Source organism: Pseudomonas sp. 22072, assembly GCF_052046095.1.
Lineage (GTDB): Bacteria > Pseudomonadota > Gammaproteobacteria > Pseudomonadales > Pseudomonadaceae > Aquipseudomonas > Aquipseudomonas paracarnis.
This window is the reverse complement of the sequence record NZ_JBQEQE010000043.1, coordinates 1-23015: the sequence shown is the minus strand read 5'-3', so window position 1 is coordinate 23015 and position 23015 is coordinate 1. Positions and strand designations below refer to the sequence as shown.

Here is a 23015-nt window from a genome sequence, read left to right as displayed (position 1 = left end):
GCACGCATTATCGTTGACGTTTTTCGCGAGCAAGCTCGCTCCTACAGAAAGCGATGTCGCCCCGTTAGCGGAGTGTCAGTCGGCGCCGCCCTGTGGGCTCAACCAGCCGCGAACCCTGCGATACAGCTGCTCCTGCTCTGCCGCGCTATTGCCGGGCAACGCCGTGAGCGATACCTGTTTATAGGTGTCATTCTTCGAGCGCTTGGCCGCCTGGAGTCGTTCCTGGGCGTTTTTGCGTTCCAGGGCGCCTTCTTGATAGAACACGTCCGCCGTGGGTACCTTCAAGACCGGCGCCAGTTGCTGCAGGTCCGGTTGGCGAGCTGCGGGCGTCTTGCCGGCCACCATCACCAACCTCTGCACCTGGGAGGGTTGTTTCTCGCTCAGGTAGCGTGCCGCCCACCAGGCCCCGGTTCCATGGCCGAGCAACACCACACTGCGGGCGCTTTGGGTCTGGGCGAAGGCGACGGCGGCGTCGATACGGTCGAAGATGCGCTTGGCGTCGGTCTTGTCCTGCTCATCCGCCCCCGGCACCACCGCCGGGTCAGTGCCTTCGGCCTCGGCACTGGCGGCCTGTTCGACCGGCTTGGCAGCGGTGCTGCCTTCCTTGCTGCTGGTATCGACCGCCGCTTTCGGCGGTTCGATGAGCCGTGGCGGCAGGGTGTCCACACTGACGTCAGGCAATGACAGGCTGAGGGTGCCCCAGGCGGCGTCCGGCAACTTACGCCGCAGAGGCGCGATTGCTTGCGGCCAGTCCGCGTTCTCCCCTGCACCTGGTATGAGGATCACCACACCCTCGGCTTCGGCGCTGTTGGCGGGTTTCCACAGCGCCAGGAACGACTCGCTACCCGCCTGCAATTGCTGTTGCTCTTGCAGCGGCACCTGCCGTTCGAGCGCACTGGCTTCTTGTTGGCTACGCTCGGACAGTGGCTGGCGTTCAGCCGGTTTTTCGACGGCAGGCGAGGGCGCATCCTCGGCCTGAACAGGCAAGACACTGGTAAACAGGAGTGACAGGCACAGTGCTGGCAGTGCCGAACGGTGAAGAAAAAGCATCGTTGATTCCCGGCCAGAAGTGATTCCAGCAGCCTAATGGGTTGGTCGGTATTTGTCAGGGGTATGAGGCGCGGTTCTCATTACCAACAGATTATCGGCGGTTTGTTGGCTGCCTTGATGGGCGCGGTGCGACCATTCAACCAGTGAATGGCAGACAACACGCCAGGTGCGGCTATTCTTGTGCCAGCCCATCATTCATAAGAGGCCGCGCACATGAGTACTTCCTCATTCAAGATCGCCCACAAACTGCTGACCGGCGCAGGTGCCATCGAACAACTGGCTGCCGAACTCACGCGCCTGGATGTGGATAATCCGTTGATCGTCACCGACGCCGCGCTGGTCCAGTCCGGCACCGTGGCGCTGGCCCTGGAGCATCTGGGTGATCGAGCCTACGAAATCTTCGACCGTGTGCTGCCCGATCCGGAAATTGCCATCGTCGAAGACTGCATGCGTGCGTACCGCGAAGGCGGGCATGACGGCCTGATCGGTGTGGGCGGCGGCAGTGCCATTGACATCGCCAAGAGCGTGGCGGCCTATGCCGGTTATCACGGCGCGCTGGCGGACTTGTTTGGCGTCGATCAGGTGCCGCGCAAAGGCCCGCCGTTGATCGCCATCCCCACCACCGCCGGCACCGGCTCGGAGGTGACCAACGTGGCGATACTGTCCGACAAGGCGGCGCAGCTGAAAAAAGGCATCGTCAGCGATTACTTGCTGCCGGACGTTGCGCTGATCAGCCCGCAAATGACCTTGACCTGCCCACGCGGTGTCACGGCCGCCAGTGGCGTGGACGCCTTGGTGCACGCCATCGAGTCCTACCTGTCGCTGAATGCCTCGCCGATTACCGACGCCCTGGCCATCGGTGCGATCAAATTGATTGCCAGCGCGTTGCCTAAGGCTTACGCCAATCCGGCGAACCTGCAGGCCCGTGACGACATGGCCACCGCCAGCCTGATGGCCGGCATGGCCTTTGGCAACGCTGGCGTCGGTGCCGTGCATGCGCTGGCGTACCCGTTGGGTGGGCGCTTCAACATTGCCCATGGCGTAAGCAACGCGCTGTTGTTGCCGTATGTGATGCACTGGAACAAATTGGCCTGCGTCGAGCGCATGCAGGACATCGCCCAGGCCATGGGCGTCAATATCGCCGGGCTGAGTGTGAATGACGCTGCTGACCAGGCTGTAGCGGCGATGACGCGGCTGTGTGCGGCGGTGGAGATCCCGTCCGGCCTGCGCAGTTTCGGCGTGCCCGAGGACGCCATCCCGGCCATGGCCAGCGAAGCCGCAGGCATTGAGCGCTTGATGCGCAACAACCCGCGCAAGCTCAGCGCCGCCGATATCGAAAAAATCTACCGCGCAGCTTACTAACCGTTGAGATAGGTCACGGTGCGCGCAGCAAAGCATGAGGTATACAATGCGCGCCATCGTGATTTAGCTCAAAAAAGGTGCGTCATGCAGCCCTTCGTCATTGCTCCATCGATTCTCTCTGCCGACTTCGCCCGCCTGGGTGAGGAAGTGGACAAGGTGTTGGCCGCCGGTGCCGACTTCGTGCACTTCGATGTCATGGACAACCACTACGTACCCAACCTGACCATCGGCCCGATGGTGTGCGCCGCGTTGCGCAAGTACGGCATCACTGCGCCGATTGATGCGCACCTGATGGTCAGCCCGGTAGACCGTATCGTCGGTGACTTCATCGAGGCGGGTGCGACTTACATCACCTTCCACCCTGAAGCCACGCTGCACGTTGACCGCACACTGCAACTGATCCGCGAAGGCGGCTGCAAGGCGGGCCTGGTATTCAACCCGGCTACTCCGCTGAGCGTGCTTGAGTACGTGATGGACAAGGTCGACATGGTCTTGCTGATGAGCGTCAACCCAGGCTTCGGCGGGCAGAAGTTCATCCCTGGCACCTTGAACAAGCTGCGTGAGGCCCGTGCGCTGATTGATGCGTCGGGGCGTGACATTCGCCTGGAAATCGACGGCGGGGTCAACGTCAACAATATCCGTGAGATCGCCGCAGCGGGCGCCGATACCTTCGTGGCCGGCTCTGCTATCTTCAACGCCCCGGACTACCAGGCCGTCATCGACAAGATGCGTGCCGAACTGGCGCTGGCGCGTCCATGAGCGGTTTTGAGCAGTTGTTCCCCGGCAAATTGCCACGGCTGGTGATGTTCGATCTGGACGGTACCTTGATCGACTCGGTGCCTGACCTGGCGGCCGCGGTGGACCAGATGCTGCTCAAGCTGGGGCGCAAGCCGGCAGGGATCGAGTCGGTGCGCGAATGGGTTGGCAATGGCGCACCGATGTTGGTGCGCCGGGCCCTGGCCAACGACATCGATGCCACGGGTGTGGATGAGGTCGAGGCAGAACATGCCTTGGAACTGTTCAATGCCGCTTATGAAAGCAGCCACGAACTGACCGTGGTTTACCCCGGTGTGCGCGATACCCTCAAGTGGTTGAGCAAGCAGGGCGTGGAAATGGCCCTGATCACCAACAAGCCGGAGCGCTTCGTTGCGCCGTTGTTGGACCAGATGAAAATCGGTCGCTACTTCCGCTGGATCATCGGCGGCGATACCTTGCCGCAGAAAAAACCCGACCCGGCGGCGCTGTTTTTCGTAATGAAAATGGCCAATATTCCGGCGTCTCAGTCGCTGTTTGTCGGCGATTCACGCAGTGATGTGCTGGCGGCCAAGGCGGCGGGCGTGCAGTGTGTGGCCTTGAGTTATGGTTACAACCATGGCCGGCCGATTGCGGAGGAGTCCCCCGCGCTGGTGATTGATGACCTGCGACTGCTAATCCCCGGTTGCTTGGGCGCTGGCGCTGAGATAACGTTGCCCGACATTGATTCGTCCCCTTCTGGAAATTCCATCGTGGTGGTCACTCGCAAACTCTGGATGAAAGTCATCAAGGCCCTGGCCCGCTGGCGTTGGCGCGCCTGACTGATCCTGGCCGCGTTTGCGGCACGTTTGCCTACCTGACTGTTTGACCCTCACACCACGAGGCACCTCATGACCCGCGAAGAATTCCTGCGTTTGGCCGCTGCCGGCTATAACCGTATCCCCATGGCTTGCGAAACCCTGGCCGACTTCGATACGCCACTGTCGATCTACTTGAAGCTGGCCGACGAGCCCAACTCCTACCTGCTCGAGTCGGTACAGGGCGGTGAGAAGTGGGGTCGTTACTCGATCATTGGCCTGCCATGCCGTACGGTGCTGCGGGTACACGACCATCATGTGAGCATCTCCCATGATGGCGTGGAGATCGAAAGCCATGACGTAGAAGATCCGCTGGCTTTTGTCGAAACCTTCAAGGCGCGCTACAACGTGCCGACCATCGCTGGCCTGCCGCGCTTCAATGGCGGCCTGGTGGGGTACTTCGGCTATGACTGCGTGCGCTATGTGGAGAAGCGCTTGGGCAAATGCCCGAACCCGGACCCGCTGGGCGTGCCGGACATTTTGCTGATGGTGTCCGACGCGGTGGTGGTGTTCGACAACCTCGCCGGCAAGATGCATGCGATTGTTCTTGCCGACCCTGCCCAGGCTGATGCCTTCGAGCAAGGCCAGGCCAACCTGGAAGCGCTGCTTGAGAAACTCCGCCAGCCGATCACTCCGCGTCGCGGCCTGGACCTCAGCCGCCCACCTGCGGCCGACCCGGTGTTCCGCTCAAGCTTTACCCAGGATGACTACGAGCGCGCCGTCGATACCATCAAGGAATACATCCTCGCCGGTGACTGCATGCAAGTAGTGCCGTCGCAACGCATGTCCATCGACTTCAAGGCGGCGCCGATTGATCTGTACCGCGCACTGCGTTGCTTCAACCCGACGCCATATATGTACTTCTTCAATTTTGGCGACTTCCACGTCGTCGGCAGTTCGCCGGAAGTGCTGGTGCGGGTTGAAGACAACCTGATCACCGTGCGCCCGATTGCCGGCACGCGCCCCCGTGGCGCGACCGAAGAAGCCGACGTGGCGCTGGAAGAAGACCTGCTCAGCGACGACAAGGAAATCGCCGAACACCTGATGCTGATCGACCTGGGGCGCAACGACACCGGGCGTGTCTCGGAAATCGGCTCGGTGAAACTGACCGAGAAGATGGTCATTGAGCGGTATTCCAATGTGATGCATATCGTGTCCAACGTCACCGGCGAGCTGAAGGCCGGGCTGACGGCGATGGACGCACTGCGGGCGATTTTGCCGGCGGGCACATTGTCGGGGGCGCCGAAGATCCGTGCGATGGAAATCATCGACGAACTGGAGCCGGTCAAGCGTGGTGTCTACGGCGGCGCCGTCGGGTATTTTGCCTGGAACGGCAATATGGACACCGCCATTGCGATCCGCACGGCCGTGATCAAGGATGGCGAACTGCATGTGCAGGCTGGTGGTGGGATTGTGGCGGACTCGGTGCCGGCCCTTGAGTGGGAAGAAACCCTGAACAAGCGCCGAGCGATGTTCCGTGCCGTGGCATTGGCAGAGCAAACTCCACAAGACTGAAGCTGGAATAAAAAATGTGGGAGCGGGCTTGCCCGCGATGGCGGTGTGTCACTTGAGATATTCAGTGACTGATCCACCGCCATCGCAGGCAAGCCAGCTCCCACATTTGTTTTGCGCAGTATTTAGAAATCCAGACTGACCCCGACATTGATGCCTTGCTGGGTCAAATTGTCATCCTTCCTCAGGTTATACGCCGCGCGCAGTGCCAGGTCCTGAGTCAGCTTGTGGCTGACACCCAGGCTCAAGCGGTCAGAGTTACTGCGAGGCGTATAGCCGTCCAGCTTGAAGTCGATTCCCTGGACGCTGTTGAGCGAAATGTTCACCTTCTGGGTGTCATTTTCAAACTCATGCTCGTGTGCAACTTCGCCAAAAACCTGGGTTTGCGGCGCGATGCGGTAGCTGCCTTGCAGGCCGACGCCCAGGCGCTTGGAGTCGCGTTGTTGATCATCAAAGGTCAGGGCGGTGGAGCGGCTGTTTTTCTCCGAGTAACCATTGACTTCAACCCGCGCGTAATCGGCGCTGATGAACGGCGACAGGTGCCAGTCGCTGCCCGGTGTGGCGATGTCATACCCCACGCGGCCGCTCAGTGCCCAGAGCCAGCCATCGGTATCACCTTTCTCCGAGCCTTCACTGACACCCAGGGCGAACTTGCGCTTGAGGCTGTCGAAGTCCAGCTTGCCGCCGGTCAATGCGGCATCGGCCCACCAGTGATTTTGCTGATACTGAGCGAAAGCCGTGCCCATATAGCTGTTGAGCTTGTAGTCCGAATCATTGGCACCGGCTTCGAGGGTCTGCCGATACAGGCCAGCGGCAACGCCCACGCGCCAGTTTTCATCGAGCCGGTAGCTGCCACCGATATTCAGGTTGTAGCCGCTGCCGTCGCCACTGGCCGAGCTGCTCTGATCATCGAAATCCAGGCGTTGGCCGCCGCCGGCCACTATGGCGCGCCATTGGCCGACGGCTTGCCAACTGCCGTTGTCTGCTTGCCATTGGTTACGCACCTCGTCCTGGTGGGCGCGCAATGTGCCTTGGGCCATTTCCGGCAGCAAGGTCAGTTCCCACGGCGCGGCGAGTAGCGAATAGGCGTAGTCGGCAATCAAGCGTTGCCCGGCCACAGTCGGGTGGACCGAGTCGTTGTAGATCAGCTTGGTCGGGTCCGGATTGGTACCGCCGATGCCGTAGGTTGGGTTGGCGGTGCAACTGTTGCCGCTGAAGCAGGTGCCGGTCAGGTTCTGGCCGGTGGCGAGGCCGAAGCGGGCCGGATCGGCGAAAGCCTCGTTCAACAACAGCGGGATGTTCAGCGGAATAACCTGCGCATCCACTTGTGACAGGCGCTGTACCAGGGACTGGTTGAAAATATTGCTCAGGGCCGAGGTCGATGCTTGCTGTGGGGTGCCGTTGATGGCCGGCGTCAGCCCCAGGTCGGGTAGCATCCAGACCATGATGTAGCGTGCGCCGGCTTGTTGCAGGGCCTGGGCGCTGTCCGCCAGACGCCCACCTGCGGCGACCGCTTGAGCGGGGCTGAGTACCCGGCCTTGGAGGAAGTCGTTGCCCCCACCGGAAAGGAAGTAGAGCGCGTTCGGGTCAGCTCTCCCACCATTGGCCGGCAAATAGCCCTGCCGGCTGCGCAACACGGTGCCACCACCGGCATTGCCGGGGGGAATCGCAGCATCGGAGACTGAGGTAATAGAGTCGAGGATATTGTCTGTACGGTAACCACCCACTGCCCAGTTGTTCCCGTCTGGCAAACCTTGGGCTGCGCGAACGGGGGAGGTGGAGGCATTCAGGTCATTGGGGGCTACCCCCAATTTGGCACCCAATAGGGTTGAGGAGACCAGGCCGTACTCACCCTGGAAGTTCGCCCCGGTTCGATTGGTAAAGCGCAACGTGGCACCGGCCGAACCGTCGGGAAACTGGCCTGCATCAGCCAGGCTGTCGCCGAAAACCACCATGGTTGAATAAGGTGACGGGGCTGCGAACGCCTGGGCGCAGGCCAATGACAGGAGGCAGCCGGCAAGGGGCGTGAAAAACGCTGGTCTGAGCATGCAAGATTCCATTCGGTTGTTTTTATGTTGGAAGTGAAACACTAGCAAAATTTCTAGCATTTTCTGTAGGGAGATGTGGAATCTGCCTACGTTGGCCCCCGTATTTGCGGCTCCATATTGCACCGCTGGCGAGCCTACGTTACTGTGCCTGAACGTATGAATGAGACCCTCCCCGTGTTGATCATCAGCAAACTCTTGATGCGAGTAGTCAAGGCACACGCCCGTTGGCGTTGGCGCGCCTGACATTTTTCTCTGCCGGCCTGGCCGGACCTGTACCGATTTGCCTTCTTCACCCGTTGCCTGACGCCCCTTGCCAACTCACCCTGGCAACCGGAACGTGTGTCTGGCAGCGGGTCACACTCTTGGAAGGCGGTCATTTGAAATCAGTGAATTCAAGAGGTTTGAACCCACATGTTGCTGATGATTGATAACTACGACTCCTTTACCTACAACGTTGTGCAATACCTGGGCGAGCTGGGTGCCGAGGTCAAGGTGGTGCGCAACGATGAACTCACTGTTGCCGAAATCGCCGCGTTGAACCCCGAGCGCATCGTCGTCTCACCTGGCCCGTGCACGCCGACCGAGGCGGGCATCTCTCTGGAAGCTATCCAGTATTTCGCCGGCAAGCTGCCGATCCTGGGCGTCTGCCTGGGCCACCAGTCCATCGGCCAGGCGTTTGGCGGTGATGTGGTGCGCGCGCGGGAGGTCATGCACGGCAAGACCAGCCCGGTGTTCCATCGTGACCTGGGCGTGTTCCACGGCCTGAACCTGCCGGTGACCGTGACCCGTTACCACTCACTGGTGGTCAAGCGTGAAACCTTGCCCGAATGCCTGGAACTGACCGCCTGGACCCAATTGGAAGACGGCTCGGTCGACGAGATCATGGGCTTGCGTCACAAGACGCTGAACATCGAAGGGGTGCAATTTCACCCTGAATCAATCCTGACCGAGCAGGGCTACGAGCTGTTCGCCAACTTTCTCAAGCAGAGCGGCGGCACGCGCTAAGGACTTTTCATGGATATCAAGACTGCCCTGAGCCGTATCGTCGGCCATCTGGACCTTAGCACCGCGGAAATGAGCGATGTGATGCGCGAGATCATGACCGGCCAATGCACCGATGCCCAGATCGGCGCCTTTATGATGGCGATGCGCATGAAGAGCGAAAGCATCGACGAAATAGTCGGTGCGGTGTCGGTGATGCGTGAGCTGGCGGACAAGGTCGAGCTCAAGACTCTCGACGGCGTCGTCGATGTGGTGGGCACCGGCGGTGACGGTGCGAATATTTTCAACGTGTCGACCGCCTCATCTTTTGTGGTGGCCGCCGCTGGTTGCACCGTCGCCAAGCACGGTAACCGTGCAGTGTCTGGCAAGAGCGGCAGTGCCGACTTGCTGGAAGCGGCCGGTATTTACCTGAACCTCACGCCGGTGCAAGTAGCGCGCTGCATTGACAGCGTTGGTATCGGCTTCATGTTTGCCCAGTCCCATCATGGCGCAATGAAACACGCTGCCGGCCCGCGTAAGGACCTTGGCTTGCGTACCCTGTTCAACATGCTCGGCCCGCTTACGAATCCGGCCGGTGTGAAGCACCAGGTGGTAGGCGTGTTCAGCCAGGCGCTGTGCCGGCCGCTGGCCGAAGTCTTGCAACGCCTGGGCAGCAAGCATGTGCTGGTGGTGCATTCCAAGGATGGCCTCGACGAGTTCAGCCTGGCGGCGCCGACCTTCGTGGCGGAGCTGAAGAACGACGAGGTCACCGAATATTGGGTCGAGCCCGAAGACCTTGGTATGAAAAGCCAGAGCTTGCACGGCCTGGCGGTGGAAAGCCCGGCAGCTTCGTTGGAATTGATTCGTGATGCCCTGGGGCGTCGCAAGACCGAAAACGGTCAGAAAGCTGCGGAAATGATTGTGCTCAACGCTGGCGCAGCCCTTTACGCCGCCGACCATGCCTATAGTCTCAAGGAAGGTGTCGCCTTGGCCCACGATGCGCTGCACACCGGCCTGGCTCGTGAGAAGCTCGAAGAGCTGGGAGCATTCACCGCCGTATTCAAGATGGAGAATGAAGGATGAGTGTGCCAACCGTTCTGGAAAAGATCCTGGCCCGCAAGGCTGAAGAAGTGGCTGAGCGCCGCGCCCGTGTGAGCCTGGCCGAGTTGGAAGCGCGGGCGAAAACCGCCGATGCGCCACGCGGCTTTGCCAATGCCTTGATCGCCCAGGCCAAGCTCAAGCAGCCGGCCGTGATCGCCGAGGTCAAGAAAGCCTCGCCGAGCAAAGGCGTGATTCGCGAACACTTCGTACCCGCTGAGATCGCCGTCAGTTACGAGAAGGGTGGGGCAACCTGCTTGTCTGTGCTGACGGATATTGACTACTTCCAGGGTTCCGACTCGTTCCTGCAACAGGCGCGCGCTGCGTGCAAGCTGCCGGTGATCCGCAAGGACTTCATGGTCGACCCGTACCAAATCGTCGAAGCTCGTGCCTTGGGTGCCGACTGCGTTTTGCTGATTGTCTCGGCATTGGATGACGTGAAGATGGCGGAGCTGGCGGCCGTGGCCAAAAGCGTCGGCCTGGACGTGTTGGTCGAAGTGCATGACGGCGACGAGCTGGAGCGCGCATTGAAGACCCTCGATACTCCGCTGGTGGGCGTCAACAACCGTAACCTGCATACCTTCGACGTCAGCCTGGAAACTACCCTCGACCTGCTGCCGCGTATTCCGCGCGATCGCTTGGTGATTACCGAGAGTGGCATCGTCAATCGCGCCGATGTGGAATTGATGGAAATCAGTGGTGTGTACTCGTTCCTGGTGGGCGAGACCTTTATGCGCGCCGAGAACCCGGGGGCGGAACTGCAGCGTTTGTTCTTCCCGGAGCGCGGTACGACGATCAGCGGTTCGACACTAGACTGATTTGAAATACGCTCGGAACTGTAGGAGCTGGCTTGCCTGGATAGCGGCGGGTCAGCCAACCTCTGTGTAGCTGACACACCGCTATCGCAGGCAAGCCAGCACCCACATTGGTTTTGTGTTTATTCAGGTAGGTGTTCGATGCTCCAGCCCGTGATCATGACTGTCGAAGCTGGCCTTGCCGCCGAGCAAGACCTATTGGCAGCCGTTTGCGCGGGTGAGCAGGCATTCGGATTGCTGTTCTGGCAGCCCAGTGACCAAGCGCTGGTCATGCCGCGCCGTTTGAGCCGGCTGCCGGCATTCGCGGTGGCGAGCCAGGTCTCGGCCGATGCGGGTTGGCCGGTATTGCTGCGTGAAACCGGCGGTGAGCCGGTGCCGCAGTCCGGCGCCACGGTCAACATCGCCCTGGTCTATGCCCCACCGCGTAGCGAAGGCGACCAGGGGCGCATCGAAACCGGCTATCAGCGCTTGTGCCAACCGATCTGTGATCTGTTGATCGAGTTGGGTGGCGATGCGTCCGTCGGCGAAATTGACGGTGCGTTTTGCGACGGTCGTTACAACGTCAACCTCAATGGCCGCAAAATGGTGGGCACTGCCCAGCGTTGGCGGCAAAGCGGTGGCCGCCCGGTCGGGTTGGTGCACGGGGCGATGTTGCTGGAGAATGATCGTGAGGAATTGATTGCGGCGGTCAACCGCTTCAATCAAGCCTGCGGCTTGGAGCAGCGGGTTCGCGCCGATAGCCATATCGCACTGCACGAAGCGTTTCCCGCGCCGGACGCGATCCGTCGGCTCGACACGTTGTACCGGCAGATGCTGGCTGGCTTCCTGCCGCTCTAGCGAGTACCGAACACCACCATCGTCTTGCCTTTGACGTGCACCAGGTTGCGTTCTTCCAAATCCTTGAGCACGCGGCCGACCATTTCCCGCGAACACCCGACAATACGTCCGATCTCCTGGCGCGTGACTTTGATCTGCATGCCGTCGGGATGGGTCATGGCGTCGGGTTGTTTGCATAATTCCAGCAGGCAGCGAGCGACGCGGCCAGTGACATCAAAGAACGCCAGGTCGCCGACCTTACGCGTGGTGTCGCGCAGGCGCTGGGCGATCTGACCGCTCAGGGCGTACAAGATGTCCGGATCATGCTGGGCCAATTCGCGAAATTTCGCATAGCTGATTTCGGCCACTTCGCACTCAACTTTGGCCCGTACCCAAGCACTACGTTCCTGCTCTTTGCCTGCTTGTTCAAACAAACCCAGCTCCCCGAAGAAGTCTCCGGCGTTGAGATAGGCAATGATCATCTCACGGCCATCCTCATCCTCGATCAGGATGGTGACCGAGCCTTTGATGATGAAGAACAGGGTTTCTGAACGCTCGCCGGCGCAGATGATGTTGTGTTTGGCCGGATGACGTCGGCGCTGGCAGTGAAGCAGCAGCTTGTCGAGGTTCTTGATCTTGGATGTGGGAGTAAGAGCAACCATGGTTGTATCCCGAAAAAGACTGCGCGGTGTCGTTGGCGTTGTTTTTATCCAGCGGCATCTCATTGATACACGCCGTACAAGACATGGCAATGCGCCATTCATTTGGCGCCAGCTTACCAGACACCTTCTGTCGCGATTAGCCAATTTAGCGGGCAAACGCTGTCATTTATCGATTTTATGCAGGGCGCTGCTGTTTCAAGGCCCTGTGCTAAGCTGGCGACCCTTTTTTAGCAGTGGAGTCTGGGCGATGAAGGCACGCATCCAATGGGCGGGCGAAGCCATGTTCCTCGGTGAGTCGGGCAGCGGCCACGTGGTGGTTATGGATGGCCCGCCGGAAGCCGGCGGTCGGAACCTGGGTGTACGCCCCATGGAAATGTTGCTGCTGGGTGTGGGCGGTTGCAGCAATTTCGACGTGGTCAGCATCTTGAAGAAGTCCCGGCAAGCCGTGGAAAGCTGCGAAGCCTTCCTGGAAGCCGAGCGCGCCACTGAAGACCCCAAGGTTTTTACCAAGATCCATATGCATTTCGTGGTCAAGGGCCGGGCGCTGAAAGACGCTCAGGTCAAGCGTGCCATCGAGCTGTCGGCCGAGAAGTACTGCTCAGCATCGATCATGCTGGGGGCCGCGGGCGTGGTCATTACCCACGACTACGAAATCATCGAGTTGGGTTGATTGCAGCCGGCAAAAGAAAGGGCGCTTCGGGCGCCCTTTTTTTCGGTTCAGATTCGATAGGTGCTTTTGGTCATGACCTTGGCCAGCAGGCTCATGCCGAACCGTACCGGGGCTGGAAAGCGGAAGCCGCCCGCGTCCAGCGCGCTCTCTGCGTGGTGTTCTTCATCGATGCGCATCTGCTCAAGAATGGCCCGTGACTTTTCGTCTTCGGCCGGCAGTTGCTCCAGGTGTTCGTCCAGGTGCTTGCACACCTGATGTTCTGTCGCGGCCACAAACCCCAGGCTGACTTTGTCGCTGATCAGCCCGGCAGCCGCGCCGATACCAAACGACAAGCCATAAAAAAGTGGGTTGAGCACGCTGGGATGGCTGCCCAACTGGCGGATGCGTTGTTCGCACCAGGCCAGATGGTCGATCTCTTCCTCGGCCGCATGCTCCATCGCCGTGCGTACCTGTGGCAACTTGGCGGTCAGCGCCTGGCCCTGGTACAACGCCTGGGCACAGACTTCACCGGTATGGTTAATGCGCATCAGGCCAGCGACGTGACGGGTATCGGTGTCGCTCAGCTGTACATCCGGCTGCACGATGGCGGGCGAGGGACGGTAGGGCTGGCCGCTGAACGGCAGCAGGGTGCGCATGGCCGTGTCGGCTTGCAGCAACAGACGGTCAATCGGCGAGTAGTGACGTTGGGTAGTCATGCTGACCTCCGGGAAGAATCTCGGCGGCCAGTTTACCGCAAGAGAGCGTCCAGCGTTTGTGCTGAGTCAATTTGCCCTTGTGCACTCAGCCCGGTGGCCAGTTCATCTGGCGCTGACCCAGCACGTGCATATGGATGTGGTAAACGGTTTGCCCGCCGTCTTCATTGCAATTCATCACCACACGAAAGCCTTTTTCGCAGCCTTGCTCCACGGCCAGGCGTTGGGCGGTGAACAGGATATGGCCGGCCAGCGCCTTGTCGTCCTCGGTCAGGTCGTTGAGGGTACGAATGGGCTTTTTCGGGATAACCAGGAAATGCACTGGCGCCTGCGGGGCGATATCGTGAAAAGCCAGGACTTGGTCATCTTCATAGATGATCTTCGCCGGTATTTCCCTGTTGATGATCTTGGTGAACAGAGTATCCACAGCTGTATCTCCATCGTGAAAGGTGAGGTGAGTGTACGTTGGCCATCAGCGTGGGCAATAGGCCTTGTTGATGGCGCCGGCAATTTTGCGGGTGAGCCAGCGGGGGCTCAGGCGTGGGCTGAACGTCAGCCAACGATTGCGGCGCCCGGGAATGATGATGGCCTTGTTCTTTTCCAGCGCCCGCACGGTGTACAGCGCGACTTCTTCCGGGCTCATCAGTTGCTGGCTGCGGTCGAGTTTCGCCGTATCCATCTGCGCGGTGCCGAAGAATGCGGTGCGCGTGGGGCCGGGGCACAGCACTGAAACCTTGATGCCGCAGGTCTTCAATTCCTCGCGCAGCCCTTCGGAGAAGTGCAATACGTAGGCTTTGCTGGCGTAGTAGCTACTCATCCACGGCCCAGGCTGGAAGGCGGCGACCGAAGCCACATTGAGGATTTGCCCGCCGCCATGCAGGGCCATCGCATTGCCCAGTGCGTGGCACATGCGGGTCAAGGCCAGGATGTTGACCTCGATGAGGTCCTGCTCGGTCATCCAGTCCTGGGCCAGGAACGGCCCGCTGGTGCCGATGCCGGCGCAGTTGACCAGCAGGTCGATCTGTCGCTCACCCTCTTCGAGCTCCAGCAAAAAGCCGGACAAACGCAGCGGCTCGCCCAAATCACAGGCACGAAACAGCACCTCGACGCCGAAGCGTTGGGTCAACTCCAATGCAATGCTTTCCAACTGATCACGCTGGCGGGCCAACAGAATCAAGCTACGGCCGCGCCGTGCCAAGGCCTCGGCCAATGCCAGGCCGATGCCACTGGAGGCGCCGGTGATCAGAGCGTAACGGGTCATGCCTTTCTCCATCGCTACGCCACCGGCCTATGACAGTGCGTCACAGGCGGCGGGCGTTTCTTCACTGTTCTGGAGAGTCTACAGGTTCGGCTGCATCGTCAGCACTTTGCGCTTCGGCTTCGTCAACGATAGCGCTTTGATCGGCGTCTGCATCGGAGGTAATGGAGCTGCTTTCGTAGCTGCTGTCCATGTTGGCTTCAAGCTGGTCCAGGTAGCCATTCATACCCAGGGTGACGACGATGATGAGCATCAAGGGAATGAACGCCAGCCACAGCGAGGCCAGGATTTTCACCGCAGTGGAGTTGCGTGGTGGTGGCGCGCCGTATTGGTTGGCGCCCGTGTTGCCTGGCAATACCAGCAACAGCAACGGGAAAACACTGTTAACCAGCGGAACCAGGTTGAGCAGGTACAGCCAGCCAGACCAGCCCAGGTCATGCAGGCGCTGCACGCCGATTTGCACGCTCACCACTACCAGTGCCACAAACAGCGCGAAACCCAGCAGCGAGCCAATAATGATGGCGATGGTTGGCGAGGCTGTCGCCACCGCGAAGCCCACCGTACTGATGATGCCCGCTGCCACCAGCATCGCGACGGTCAGTGCCAGCGTCCAAGCCAGGTAGCGCAGGCGCCCGATGCGCCCGTGGATGGTGAATACCTTTAGGGTGGCGAACTCCGGCAGGTCGTCGCCAACTGCGGCGCGTGGCGGTGCATAAGGTGACGCAGCGGCGGGGTCAGAGGTTGACGAGTCCGTCTCGTGGGTTTCTGCAAGGTTGAACGCCACGGGTTGTTCGGCCTCGATGCGAGCGTCGATCCCGGCATTGTGCAGTGCCGTCAGGTAAGTTTGCGCGTCGGGCTGGGACAGGTCGCGCTTGAGCGCGACGGGGCGGCCGGTGAAGAGTTTTTCGATTGCTTCAACATCGCTTTTGAATAGTTCGGCGAGGTTCAGCTTGGCGGTGGTGCTTTCGACACCTGGGCGCAAGGCTCCGTCAAACACAATCTTGAAACGGCTGTCGCTCATGCGGGCATCCTTGTCACTTAATCAGGGAGAGTATGCAGGCCTGTCCAGTTGGCAGGCCCGGCAGTGGGTCAGCGTGGCCAGCGCAGTTGCGCGGCGTGCTCGCGTGCTTTGCGGTATTCGGCATCCAGGCGCGCTATGAGCTCATCCACAGTGGGTACATCATTGATCTCACCGACGCCTTGGCCAGCAGACCATACAGTTTTCCACGCTTTGGCCTCATCGCTCAATGGCTTGAGCTTGGAACCGAAATTGACTTCACCCTTGCCTTGAAGCGCAGCAAGGTCAAAACCGGCATTTTCCAGGCTCTGGCGCATAAAGCTTGCAGGTACGCCGGAGACTGCAGGAGTGTGCACGATGTCGGCAGCGCGGGATGTGAGCAGCATCTCCTTATAGGCATCCGGTGCCTGACTTTCGGTGGTGCCGATAAAGCGCGTACCGAAATATGCCAGGTCTGCCCCCAGCATCTGGGCGGCAAGAATTTCGTGCCCATGGTTAAGGCAGCCCGCCAGCAGCAGGGTTTTGTCGAAGAACTGGCGAATTTCGGCAATCAGCGAAAAGGGGCTCCAGGTGCCAGCGTGGCCACCCGCGCCAGCGGCTACGGCAATCAGGCCGTCTACGCCGGCTTCAGCGGCTTTTTCCGCATGGCGTCGGGTAGTAACGTCATGAAATACCAGGCCGCCGTAGCTATGAACCGCGTCCACCAGTTCCTTTACCGCACCGAGGCTGGTGATGACGATGGGCACCTTGTGCTCGACACAGATCGCCAGGTCGGCCTCCAGCCGCGGGTTGCTGTTGTGCACGATCAGGTTCACGGCATAGGGCGCAGGATTGTCCAGCAGCGCCAAGCCCGCTTCGATTTCTTCCAGCCAGGCCTTGAAGCCGCTGCTTTCGCGTTGGTTGAGCGCCGGGAAACTCCCCACTACCCCGTTGCGACAGCAGGCCAGGACCAGTTGCGGATTGGAGATCAGAAACATCGGCGCGGCCACCACGGGCAGGCGCAGACGTTGTTCCAGCAGAGCGGGCAGCGACATTGGAGGTTCCCCGAGTAATTGACGTTAGAACGGTTTGACCACGACCAAAATTACGATAGCCAGCAATATCAGAACCGGGACCTCATTGAACCAGCGATAAAAGACATGGCTGCGGGTGTTTTCGCCACGGGCGAAGCGTTTTACCTGTGCGCCGCACATGTGGTGATAGCCGATCAGCAGGACGACCAGGGTCAGCTTGGCGTGGATCCAGGCCCCCGACTGGAAAATGCCTGGGTTGAGGGCCAGCATCCAGATGCCGAAGACCAGTGTGGCAACCATCGCCGGGCCCATGATGCCACGGTACAACTTGCGCTCCATGATGCTGAAGCGCTCCTTGCTGACGGTGTCTTCGCTTTGGGCGTGGTAGACGAACAGGCGCGGCAGGTAGAACAGCCCGGCAAACCAGCAAACGATGCTGACGATATGGAAGGCTTTGACCCAAAGATAGAGCATTTTAGTTATTCCCAGGTTCACGGTAGCGAAGATAGTAGTGGCTCATGCGCCCGTACGTCACGTTGACGGTTGTCGCAGGACGATACGGCCCCTATTATCGACGGCTTTCCAGTGGGTTCGTTGAGGGCAGGTTTATGGTCAAGGTCGGTATCGTCGGCGGCACGGGTTACACCGGTGTCGAATTGCTGCGTCTGTTGGCTCAGCATCCGCAGGCTGAGGTGGTGGTCATCACTTCCCGATCCGAAGCCGGGCTGGCCGTGGCCGATATGTACCCGAACCTGCGAGGCCACTATGACGGTCTGGCGTTCAGTGTGCCGGACACCAAGACCCTGGGTGCCTGCGACGTGGTGTTCTTCGCCACGCCTCACGGTGTCGCCCATGCTCTGGCCGGTGAGCTGCTGGCGGCCGGTACCAAGGTTATCGACTTGTCGGCAGACTTCCGCCTGCAAGACGCCGATGAGTGGGCCAAGTGGTACGGCCAGCCCCATGGTGCGCCGCAGCTGTTGGAAGAGGCGGTTTACGGCCTGCCGGAAGTCAATCGCGAGCAGATCAAGCAAGCGCGCCTGATTGCCGTGCCGGGTTGCTATCCGACGGCGACGCAATTGGGCTTTCTGCCATTGCTGGAGGCTGGCTTGGCGGATGCGTCGCGCCTGATCGCGGACTGCAAGTCGGGCGTCAGTGGTGCGGGCCGTGGTGCGGCGGTAGGTTCGCTTTACTCCGAAACGTCGGAAAGCATGAAAGCCTATGCGGTAAAAGGTCATAGGCACTTGCCGGAAATCCGCCAGGGTTTGCGTCGCGCTGCCGGCCAGGATGTGGGGCTGACCTTCGTGCCGCACCTGACACCGATGATCCGCGGGATTCACTCCACGCTGTATGCGACCGTCACCGATCGCTCGGTAGACCTGCAGTCGCTGTTTGAAAAGCGTTATGCCAATGAGCCGTTCGTCGATGTGATGCCGGCCGGTAGCCATCCGGAAACGCGCAGCGTGCGTGGTGCCAATGTGTGCCGTATTGCGGTGCATCGTCCGCAGGATGGCGACCTGGTGGTGGTGTTGTCGGTGATCGACAACCTGGTCAAGGGCGCTTCGGGCCAGGCGGTGCAGAACATGAACATCCTGTTCGGCCTGGACGAGAAGTTGGGCCTGTCCCACGCGGGGATGTTGCCTTAACGCGGGATCACCGTTGCGCAAAAGGCCCTTTGATCGGGCCTTTTGCATTTTTAATGGTCGCTGGGCGGATTGATATACCGTAACAATAGTTGACCGCTTTTCTAGGAGAAGCGGATAATACCGGCCATTACGCATATGGCGGCGCTACGCCGGGAGATTATCAGCATGAGCGTTGAATCCTTCACCCCCACGGCTTTGCAATTCACCCACGGTGCTGCGCACAAGGTGAAGAGCCTGGTCGATGAAGAGGGTAATGATCGCTTGAAGCTGCGCGTATTCGTTACGGGCGGCGGTTGTTCAGGGTTTCAGTACGGTTTTACCTTCGATGAAGATGTGGCCGATGACGACACTATCGTTGAGCGTGAGGGTGTGAGCCTGGTCGTGGATCCGATGAGCTTCCAATACCTGGCAGGTGCCGAGGTGGATTATCAGGAAGGTCTGGAAGGCTCGCGTTTCGTGATCAAGAACCCTAATGCCACCACGACATGTGGTTGCGGGTCTTCGTTCTCGATCTGATCGGTAGCAGGTACAAAAACGCCGCTTGGCTTTTACGGGCCAAGCGGCGTTTTGCTGTCTGGGGTCAGGCGGGGTAGATCGCGCCAAGCACTCGAAGCCCACGTGCGCCAGTGACGCTGGGGCGATTGGCGGCGATGCCTTCCAGGCAGCAATGTGCCAGCCAGGCGAAGGCCATTGCTTCTACCCAGTCAGGATCTACGCCGTAGGCCGCTGTAGTGCTGACATGAGTGGAAGGCAGCAACGTTGTCAGCCGGCTCATCAGTGCCCCGTTATGGGCGCCGCCCCCGCAGATCAGCAAGGTTGTTGTGTCAGTCTGGGCGCTTTGCAGGGACTCGACGATGGTCAGGGCCGTCAGCTCCAGCAGGGTGGCCTGTACGTCTTGGGGTTCAAAGGCGGGCAAACGGCCAAGGTGCTGCTGCAGCCAGGCCAGGTTGAACACTTCGCGGCCCGTGCTTTTTGGGCCTTTGGTCATGAAGAACGGATCGCTGAGCAACGTATTGAGCAGTTGGGGTTGGACCTTGCCGCTGGCCGCCCATTGCCCGTTCCGATCAAAGTGTTCGCCGCGCTGCAGGTTAATCCAGGCATCGAGGAGGACGTTCCCCGGGCCGCAGTCGAAACCGGCGACAGGCTCGCCCGTCTCGATCAGGCTGAGGTTGCTGAACCCGCCGACATTCAATACCGCGCGATTGCCCGTCTGCTCGCCGAACAAGGCTTCATGAAAGGCTGGAACCAATGGAGCGCCTTGGCCGCCGGCAGCGACATCGCGGCTGCGGAAGTCGCTGACGACCGTGATGTCTGTCAGCTCGGTGAGAAGGGCAGGGTTGCCGATCTGAACGGTAAAGCCTCGGGAGGGTTCATGGCGAATCGTCTGGCCATGGCTACCAATCGCCCGAATGTCCTGAGGCTTGAGGTTCTGTTGATCCAGCAAGGCGTGGATGCCTTGCGCAGCGAGCGTTACCCATTGTTGCTGTGCAATTGCCGAGCGGGCGATTTCATCCGGGCCACTGGCGCATAGGCTCAGCAGTTCTGTGCGCAAGGCGTCAGGCATCGGGATGTAATGAGTGGCGATCAGATTGACCGCCGCGCCTTGTTCGATAAGGGCGATATCCAGGCCGTCGAGGCTGGTCCCGGACATCACACCGATATAGAGCGGCATACCTTAACGCTTCGCCGAAGCCAGCATGGTGGAGCGCTCTTGATCCATGCGTGCCATCAGCGGCTGGCTCTGCTGCATGAAGCGCGCGCGTTCGGCCTTGGCAATCGGGTCAGCCATCGGCAGCTTCTGGCCCAATGGGTCGACGTGTACGCCGTTGACCTGGAACTCGTAATGCAAGTGCGGGCCGGTGGAGAGGCCGGTAGTGCCGATGTAGCCGATCACTTGCCCCTGTTTCACGTTGCCGCCAGTCTTGACGCCCTTGGCAAAGCCTTGCATGTGGCCGTACAGCGTGCGGTAAGTGTTGCCGTGCTGGATGATCACCGTATTGCCGTAACCACCACGGCGCCCTGCCAACAAGACCTTGCCGTCGCCCGCCGCTTTGATTGGCGTGCCACGCGGCGCGGCATAGTCGACGCCCTTGTGTGCGCGAATTTTGTTCAGAATTGGATGCTTGCGGCCCATGGAGAAACGCGAGCTAATACGAGCAAAGTCAACGGGGGTACGGATGAAAGCCTTGCGCATGCTGTTGCCATCAGCTGTGTAGTAGCTGCTGTTGCCTTGTTTGTTGGTGTAGCGCACGGCGGTGTAGGTTTTGCCGCGGTTGGTGAAGCGTGCAGACAGGATGTTACCAGTGCCCACGACTTTTCCGTTGGCTACTTTCTGCTCGTAGATCACGTCGAACTCATCGCCTTGACGGATGTCCTGGGCGAAGTCGATGTCGTAGCCAAAAACGCTGGCCATGTCCATGGTCATGCTGTGCGACAGGCCCGCACGCGCGGCCGATTGCGACAGGGAGCTGTTGATCACGCCATGTACGTAGGCGGAACGCATGACGGGTTTGGTGGTGATTCGGTTGAATGCGAAGCCTTTGGCGCCTTTGCTCAGGCTGATGCTTTCCAGGTCGCTGATACTGGTGTGCAGGTTGTTCAGCTGGCCGTCTGGCGTCAGCTCAAACTCGAGCTTTTGGCCACGTTTGAGCTGAGTGAATTGCTTGGCTTGCTTATCGCTGGCGAGCACTTCATTTACAGCAGCGGCAGGCAATCCAACCTTTTCGAACAGGGTAGATAGTGTGTCGCCTTTGCCCACGATGACTTCGCGGTGCTGGGGATTCTTGGCTGCGGCTGCCGCAGGTGCTTCCTGGGTGGCTTGTTGAGTGTCTTCTGGAGCGCTTTCGATCTGTGCGAAAGGTGATTCGGCCGGAGCATTTGTGGCTTGTTGAGCGTCGGAAGCGTCTTGATCTTGTGTCAGTTGTTCAACTGGGCTTTCCAGATCGAGGCTCAGGGATGTTCGTTTGGCTTCAACGTCACTGGAAGGGAATACCAGCAGTGCCAGGCTGAGAAGGGCGGCGATACCACTTGCGGCGAGCAGGTGGGTCTTCGGGTAAAGCGGCGGCGCTTTAGACGGTTCAGTGGTCATAAGTAATTTTGACTTTGAAGATGAAATGGAAAAGATGAATGACATGATGAAGATGAAATAACTGTATAAAATATAACCAAATCATCTGTGGCGCAAGCTCGCGAACGCTGGGCTTGCTGAACGGTGTCCGTGCGCAGGGCAAAACTTGTAATTAGTCCCTGATCTTGTATGGTTGGTTCCCTTTTGAATCTGAGCCTTGCGGGTCTGTTATGAAGTCGGTTGAAGAGCAGCTAGCGCTGATAAAACGTGGTGCGGAAGAACTGTTGGTCGAGGCCGAGCTGATCGAAAAGCTCAAGCGTGGCCAACCCCTGCGTATCAAGGCTGGCTTTGATCCGACTGCGCCGGATCTGCACCTGGGTCATACCGTGCTTATTAATAAGCTGCGTCAGTTTCAGGAGTTAGGCCATCAGGTCATCTTCCTTATAGGTGACTTCACTGGGATGATCGGTGATCCAAGCGGCAAGAGTGCTACGCGCCCGCCGCTGACTCGTGAGCAGGTGCTCGATAATGCCGAGACCTACAAGACCCAGGTATTCAAGATCCTTGATCCAGCCAAGACTGAGGTGGCGTTCAACTCCACTTGGATGGACAAAATGGGGCCGGCAGATTTCATTCGTCTGACGTCCCAGTACACCGTGGCACGCATGCTCGAGCGCGATGACTTCGACAAGCGCTACTCGACCAATCAGCCAATCGCCATCCATGAGTTCCTTTACCCGCTGGTTCAAGGGTACGACTCGGTGGCGCTGCGCGCGGACGTTGAGTTGGGTGGCACCGATCAGAAGTTCAACCTGCTGATGGGGCGTGAATTGCAACGCGCCTATGGTCAGGAGGCTCAGTGCATTCTGACCATGCCGCTGTTGGAAGGCTTGGATGGCGTCAAGAAGATGTCCAAGTCTCTGGGGAACTATGTCGGTATCCAGGAAGCACCAGGTGTGATGTACGGCAAGTTGGTGTCTATTCCGGATGCGCTGATGTGGCGCTACTTCGAGCTGTTGAGCTTCCGCTCGATGGACGAGATCAATGCGCTGCGTGCGGATGTCGAGGCGGGCGCTAATCCTCGCGATGTGAAGATTAAGCTGGCTGAAGAAATCGTTGCGCGTTTCCATGGTGAGGAGGCTGCGGCCAGCGCTCACCGCGCGGCAGGTAATCGCATGAAAGACGGCGAGCTGCCTGACGATCTGCCGGAGATTGAATTGACTGCTGCTGAGGCGATGCCGATTGCGGCTGTGCTTAATAAGGCTGGCCTGGTGAAGAATTCGGCGGTCGCGCGTGATCTCTTGGGTTCGGGCGGTGTACGTATAGATGGTGAGGTGGTTGATCGCACCTTTATATACGAGCTGGGCGCGACTCACGTTTGCCAGGCGGGGAAGAAGGCATTTGCGCGTATTACGCTCAAATCCGAACAAGTCTGAAAATAGGTGTTGACGGCGAATTATAACTGTCTATAATTCGCCCCACTTCCGGCGCAGTCGAAACGGAAAACTCCTTGGTAAACAATGAGTTATGCAGTTTTCGGCAGCAAGTTGCTTCAGTTCATCGAGGCCAAAAGGAAGTTGAAAAAGAGGTGTTGACAGCAGCGTGTAACGCTGTAGAATACGCCTCCCGCTTACGAGAGATCGCAAGCGCAAGTGGTTGAAGTTGTTGAAGAAATCTTCGAAAACTTCTGAAAATAACCA

The 23015-nt window shown here is 59.5% G+C and carries 24 protein-coding genes; 12 read left to right on the top strand and 12 right to left on the bottom strand.

Features of this window, described 5'->3' with window-relative positions; genetic code table 11:
* Positions 1–75 precede the first annotated feature (75 nt).
* On the bottom strand, positions 76–1050 hold the full coding sequence (locus tag ACTJLA_RS25675) for an alpha/beta hydrolase family protein (RefSeq protein ID WP_314550658.1): 975 nt from the start codon (positions 1048–1050) through the stop codon (positions 76–78).
* A gap of 213 nt (positions 1051–1263) precedes the next feature.
* On the opposite strand from ACTJLA_RS25675, the gene ACTJLA_RS25670 reads away from it, so the two are divergent.
* The 4 genes from ACTJLA_RS25670 (at position 1264) to trpE (ending at position 5537) form a co-directional block, all read left to right on the top strand.
* The gene (locus ACTJLA_RS25670) at positions 1264–2412 is read left to right on the top strand and encodes an iron-containing alcohol dehydrogenase (RefSeq protein ID WP_003194705.1); all 1149 of its coding nucleotides are present in this window, start codon (positions 1264–1266) and stop codon (positions 2410–2412) included.
* 84 nt (positions 2413–2496) lie between these two features.
* Positions 2497–3171 (top strand): ribulose-phosphate 3-epimerase, encoded by a 675-nt coding sequence (gene rpe, locus ACTJLA_RS25665; protein WP_003194703.1) that lies wholly within the window; start codon positions 2497–2499, stop codon positions 3169–3171.
* Complete coding sequence (locus ACTJLA_RS25660; RefSeq protein ID WP_044269436.1) at positions 3168–3986, top strand: phosphoglycolate phosphatase; 819 nt, start codon at positions 3168–3170, stop codon at positions 3984–3986. The genes rpe and ACTJLA_RS25660 overlap by 4 nt, the downstream gene beginning before the upstream one ends.
* A 69-nt stretch (positions 3987–4055) precedes the next feature.
* Positions 4056–5537 (top strand): anthranilate synthase component I, encoded by a 1482-nt coding sequence (trpE, locus tag ACTJLA_RS25655; RefSeq protein WP_089041429.1) that lies wholly within the window; start codon positions 4056–4058, stop codon positions 5535–5537.
* A gap of 122 nt (positions 5538–5659) precedes the next feature.
* Here the strand turns inward: trpE and estP are convergent, their stop codons facing one another.
* Complete coding sequence (gene estP / locus ACTJLA_RS25650; protein WP_054896804.1) at positions 5660–7582, bottom strand: esterase EstP; 1923 nt, start codon at positions 7580–7582, stop codon at positions 5660–5662.
* Positions 7583–7993: 411 nt separating this feature from the next.
* On the opposite strand from estP, the gene ACTJLA_RS25645 reads away from it, so the two are divergent.
* The 4 genes from ACTJLA_RS25645 (at position 7994) to ACTJLA_RS25630 (ending at position 11313) form a co-directional block, all read left to right on the top strand.
* On the top strand, positions 7994–8587 hold the full coding sequence (locus ACTJLA_RS25645) for an aminodeoxychorismate/anthranilate synthase component II (RefSeq protein WP_032895052.1): 594 nt from the start codon (positions 7994–7996) through the stop codon (positions 8585–8587).
* A gap of 9 nt (positions 8588–8596) precedes the next feature.
* Complete coding sequence (trpD, locus tag ACTJLA_RS25640) at positions 8597–9646, top strand: anthranilate phosphoribosyltransferase (protein WP_003194694.1); 1050 nt, start codon at positions 8597–8599, stop codon at positions 9644–9646.
* Entirely contained in the window at positions 9643–10479 is an 837-nt protein-coding gene (gene trpC / locus ACTJLA_RS25635; RefSeq protein WP_054920682.1) for an indole-3-glycerol phosphate synthase TrpC, read from the top strand. The genes trpD and trpC overlap by 4 nt, the downstream gene beginning before the upstream one ends.
* Positions 10480–10617: 138 nt before the next feature.
* Entirely contained in the window at positions 10618–11313 is a 696-nt protein-coding gene (locus ACTJLA_RS25630) for a lipoate--protein ligase family protein (RefSeq protein WP_054920679.1), read from the top strand.
* Here the strand turns inward: ACTJLA_RS25630 and crp are convergent.
* On the bottom strand, positions 11310–11954 hold the full coding sequence (crp, locus tag ACTJLA_RS25625) for a cAMP-activated global transcriptional regulator CRP (protein WP_054920677.1): 645 nt from the start codon (positions 11952–11954) through the stop codon (positions 11310–11312). The two genes, ACTJLA_RS25630 and crp, sit on opposite strands and share 4 nt — an antisense overlap.
* 247 nt (positions 11955–12201) lie before the next feature.
* Here crp and ACTJLA_RS25620 point away from each other — a divergent pair, with 247 nt between their 5' ends.
* Positions 12202–12624 carry an OsmC family protein gene (locus tag ACTJLA_RS25620; protein WP_054920675.1) on the top strand — a complete coding sequence of 141 codons (423 nt, stop codon included), beginning with the start codon at positions 12202–12204 and terminating at the stop codon, positions 12622–12624.
* 47 nt (positions 12625–12671) lie between these two features.
* Here the strand turns inward: ACTJLA_RS25620 and coq7 are convergent, their stop codons facing one another.
* The 6 genes from coq7 to hemJ form a co-directional block, all read right to left on the bottom strand.
* Positions 12672–13319 (bottom strand): 2-polyprenyl-3-methyl-6-methoxy-1,4-benzoquinone monooxygenase, encoded by a 648-nt coding sequence (gene coq7 / locus ACTJLA_RS25615; protein WP_054920673.1) that lies wholly within the window; start codon positions 13317–13319, stop codon positions 12672–12674.
* Between the two features lie 85 nt (positions 13320–13404).
* Positions 13405–13743, bottom strand: a complete 339-nt coding sequence (locus tag ACTJLA_RS25610) for a histidine triad nucleotide-binding protein (RefSeq protein ID WP_003194682.1) — start codon at positions 13741–13743, stop codon at positions 13405–13407.
* A gap of 45 nt (positions 13744–13788) precedes the next feature.
* Positions 13789–14577: an SDR family NAD(P)-dependent oxidoreductase gene (locus tag ACTJLA_RS25605; RefSeq protein ID WP_054920670.1), complete on the bottom strand. Its 789-nt coding sequence runs from the start codon at positions 14575–14577 to the stop codon at positions 13789–13791.
* A 61-nt stretch (positions 14578–14638) separates the two neighbouring features.
* Entirely contained in the window at positions 14639–15595 is a 957-nt protein-coding gene (locus tag ACTJLA_RS25600) for a DUF805 domain-containing protein (RefSeq protein WP_054920668.1), read from the bottom strand.
* A 68-nt stretch (positions 15596–15663) separates the two neighbouring features.
* On the bottom strand, positions 15664–16626 hold the full coding sequence (locus tag ACTJLA_RS25595; protein ID WP_054920666.1) for an NAD(P)H-dependent flavin oxidoreductase: 963 nt from the start codon (positions 16624–16626) through the stop codon (positions 15664–15666).
* 24 nt (positions 16627–16650) lie between these two features.
* Positions 16651–17079: a protoporphyrinogen oxidase HemJ gene (hemJ, locus tag ACTJLA_RS25590; RefSeq protein ID WP_003194674.1), complete on the bottom strand. Its 429-nt coding sequence runs from the start codon at positions 17077–17079 to the stop codon at positions 16651–16653.
* Between the two features lie 134 nt (positions 17080–17213).
* Between hemJ and argC the strand changes: the two genes are divergently transcribed.
* The gene (gene argC / locus ACTJLA_RS25585) at positions 17214–18248 is read left to right on the top strand and encodes an N-acetyl-gamma-glutamyl-phosphate reductase (RefSeq protein WP_034128805.1); all 1035 of its coding nucleotides are present in this window, start codon (positions 17214–17216) and stop codon (positions 18246–18248) included.
* A gap of 165 nt (positions 18249–18413) precedes the next feature.
* A complete protein-coding gene (erpA, locus tag ACTJLA_RS25580) occupies positions 18414–18764 on the top strand; it encodes an iron-sulfur cluster insertion protein ErpA (RefSeq protein WP_003176443.1) in 351 nt (116 codons plus the stop codon).
* A gap of 64 nt (positions 18765–18828) precedes the next feature.
* On the opposite strand, the gene ACTJLA_RS25575 is transcribed toward erpA, so the two are convergent.
* Together ACTJLA_RS25575 and ACTJLA_RS25570 are read right to left on the bottom strand one after the other, a co-directional pair.
* The gene (locus ACTJLA_RS25575; protein WP_054920664.1) at positions 18829–19920 is read right to left on the bottom strand and encodes an anhydro-N-acetylmuramic acid kinase; all 1092 of its coding nucleotides are present in this window, start codon (positions 19918–19920) and stop codon (positions 18829–18831) included.
* A 3-nt stretch (positions 19921–19923) separates the two neighbouring features.
* Positions 19924–21336, bottom strand: coding sequence for a peptidoglycan DD-metalloendopeptidase family protein (locus tag ACTJLA_RS25570; RefSeq protein WP_054920661.1), 1413 nt, complete (start codon positions 21334–21336; stop codon positions 19924–19926).
* A gap of 209 nt (positions 21337–21545) precedes the next feature.
* On the opposite strand from ACTJLA_RS25570, the gene tyrS reads away from it, so the two are divergent.
* On the top strand, positions 21546–22751 hold the full coding sequence (tyrS, locus tag ACTJLA_RS25565; RefSeq protein ID WP_054896812.1) for a tyrosine--tRNA ligase: 1206 nt from the start codon (positions 21546–21548) through the stop codon (positions 22749–22751).
* Positions 22752–22781: 30 nt separating this feature from the next.
* On the opposite strand, the gene ACTJLA_RS25560 is transcribed toward tyrS, so the two are convergent.
* The coding region (locus ACTJLA_RS25560; protein ID WP_440842385.1) for a hypothetical protein at positions 22782–23015 on the bottom strand (234 nt) is incomplete at its 5' end.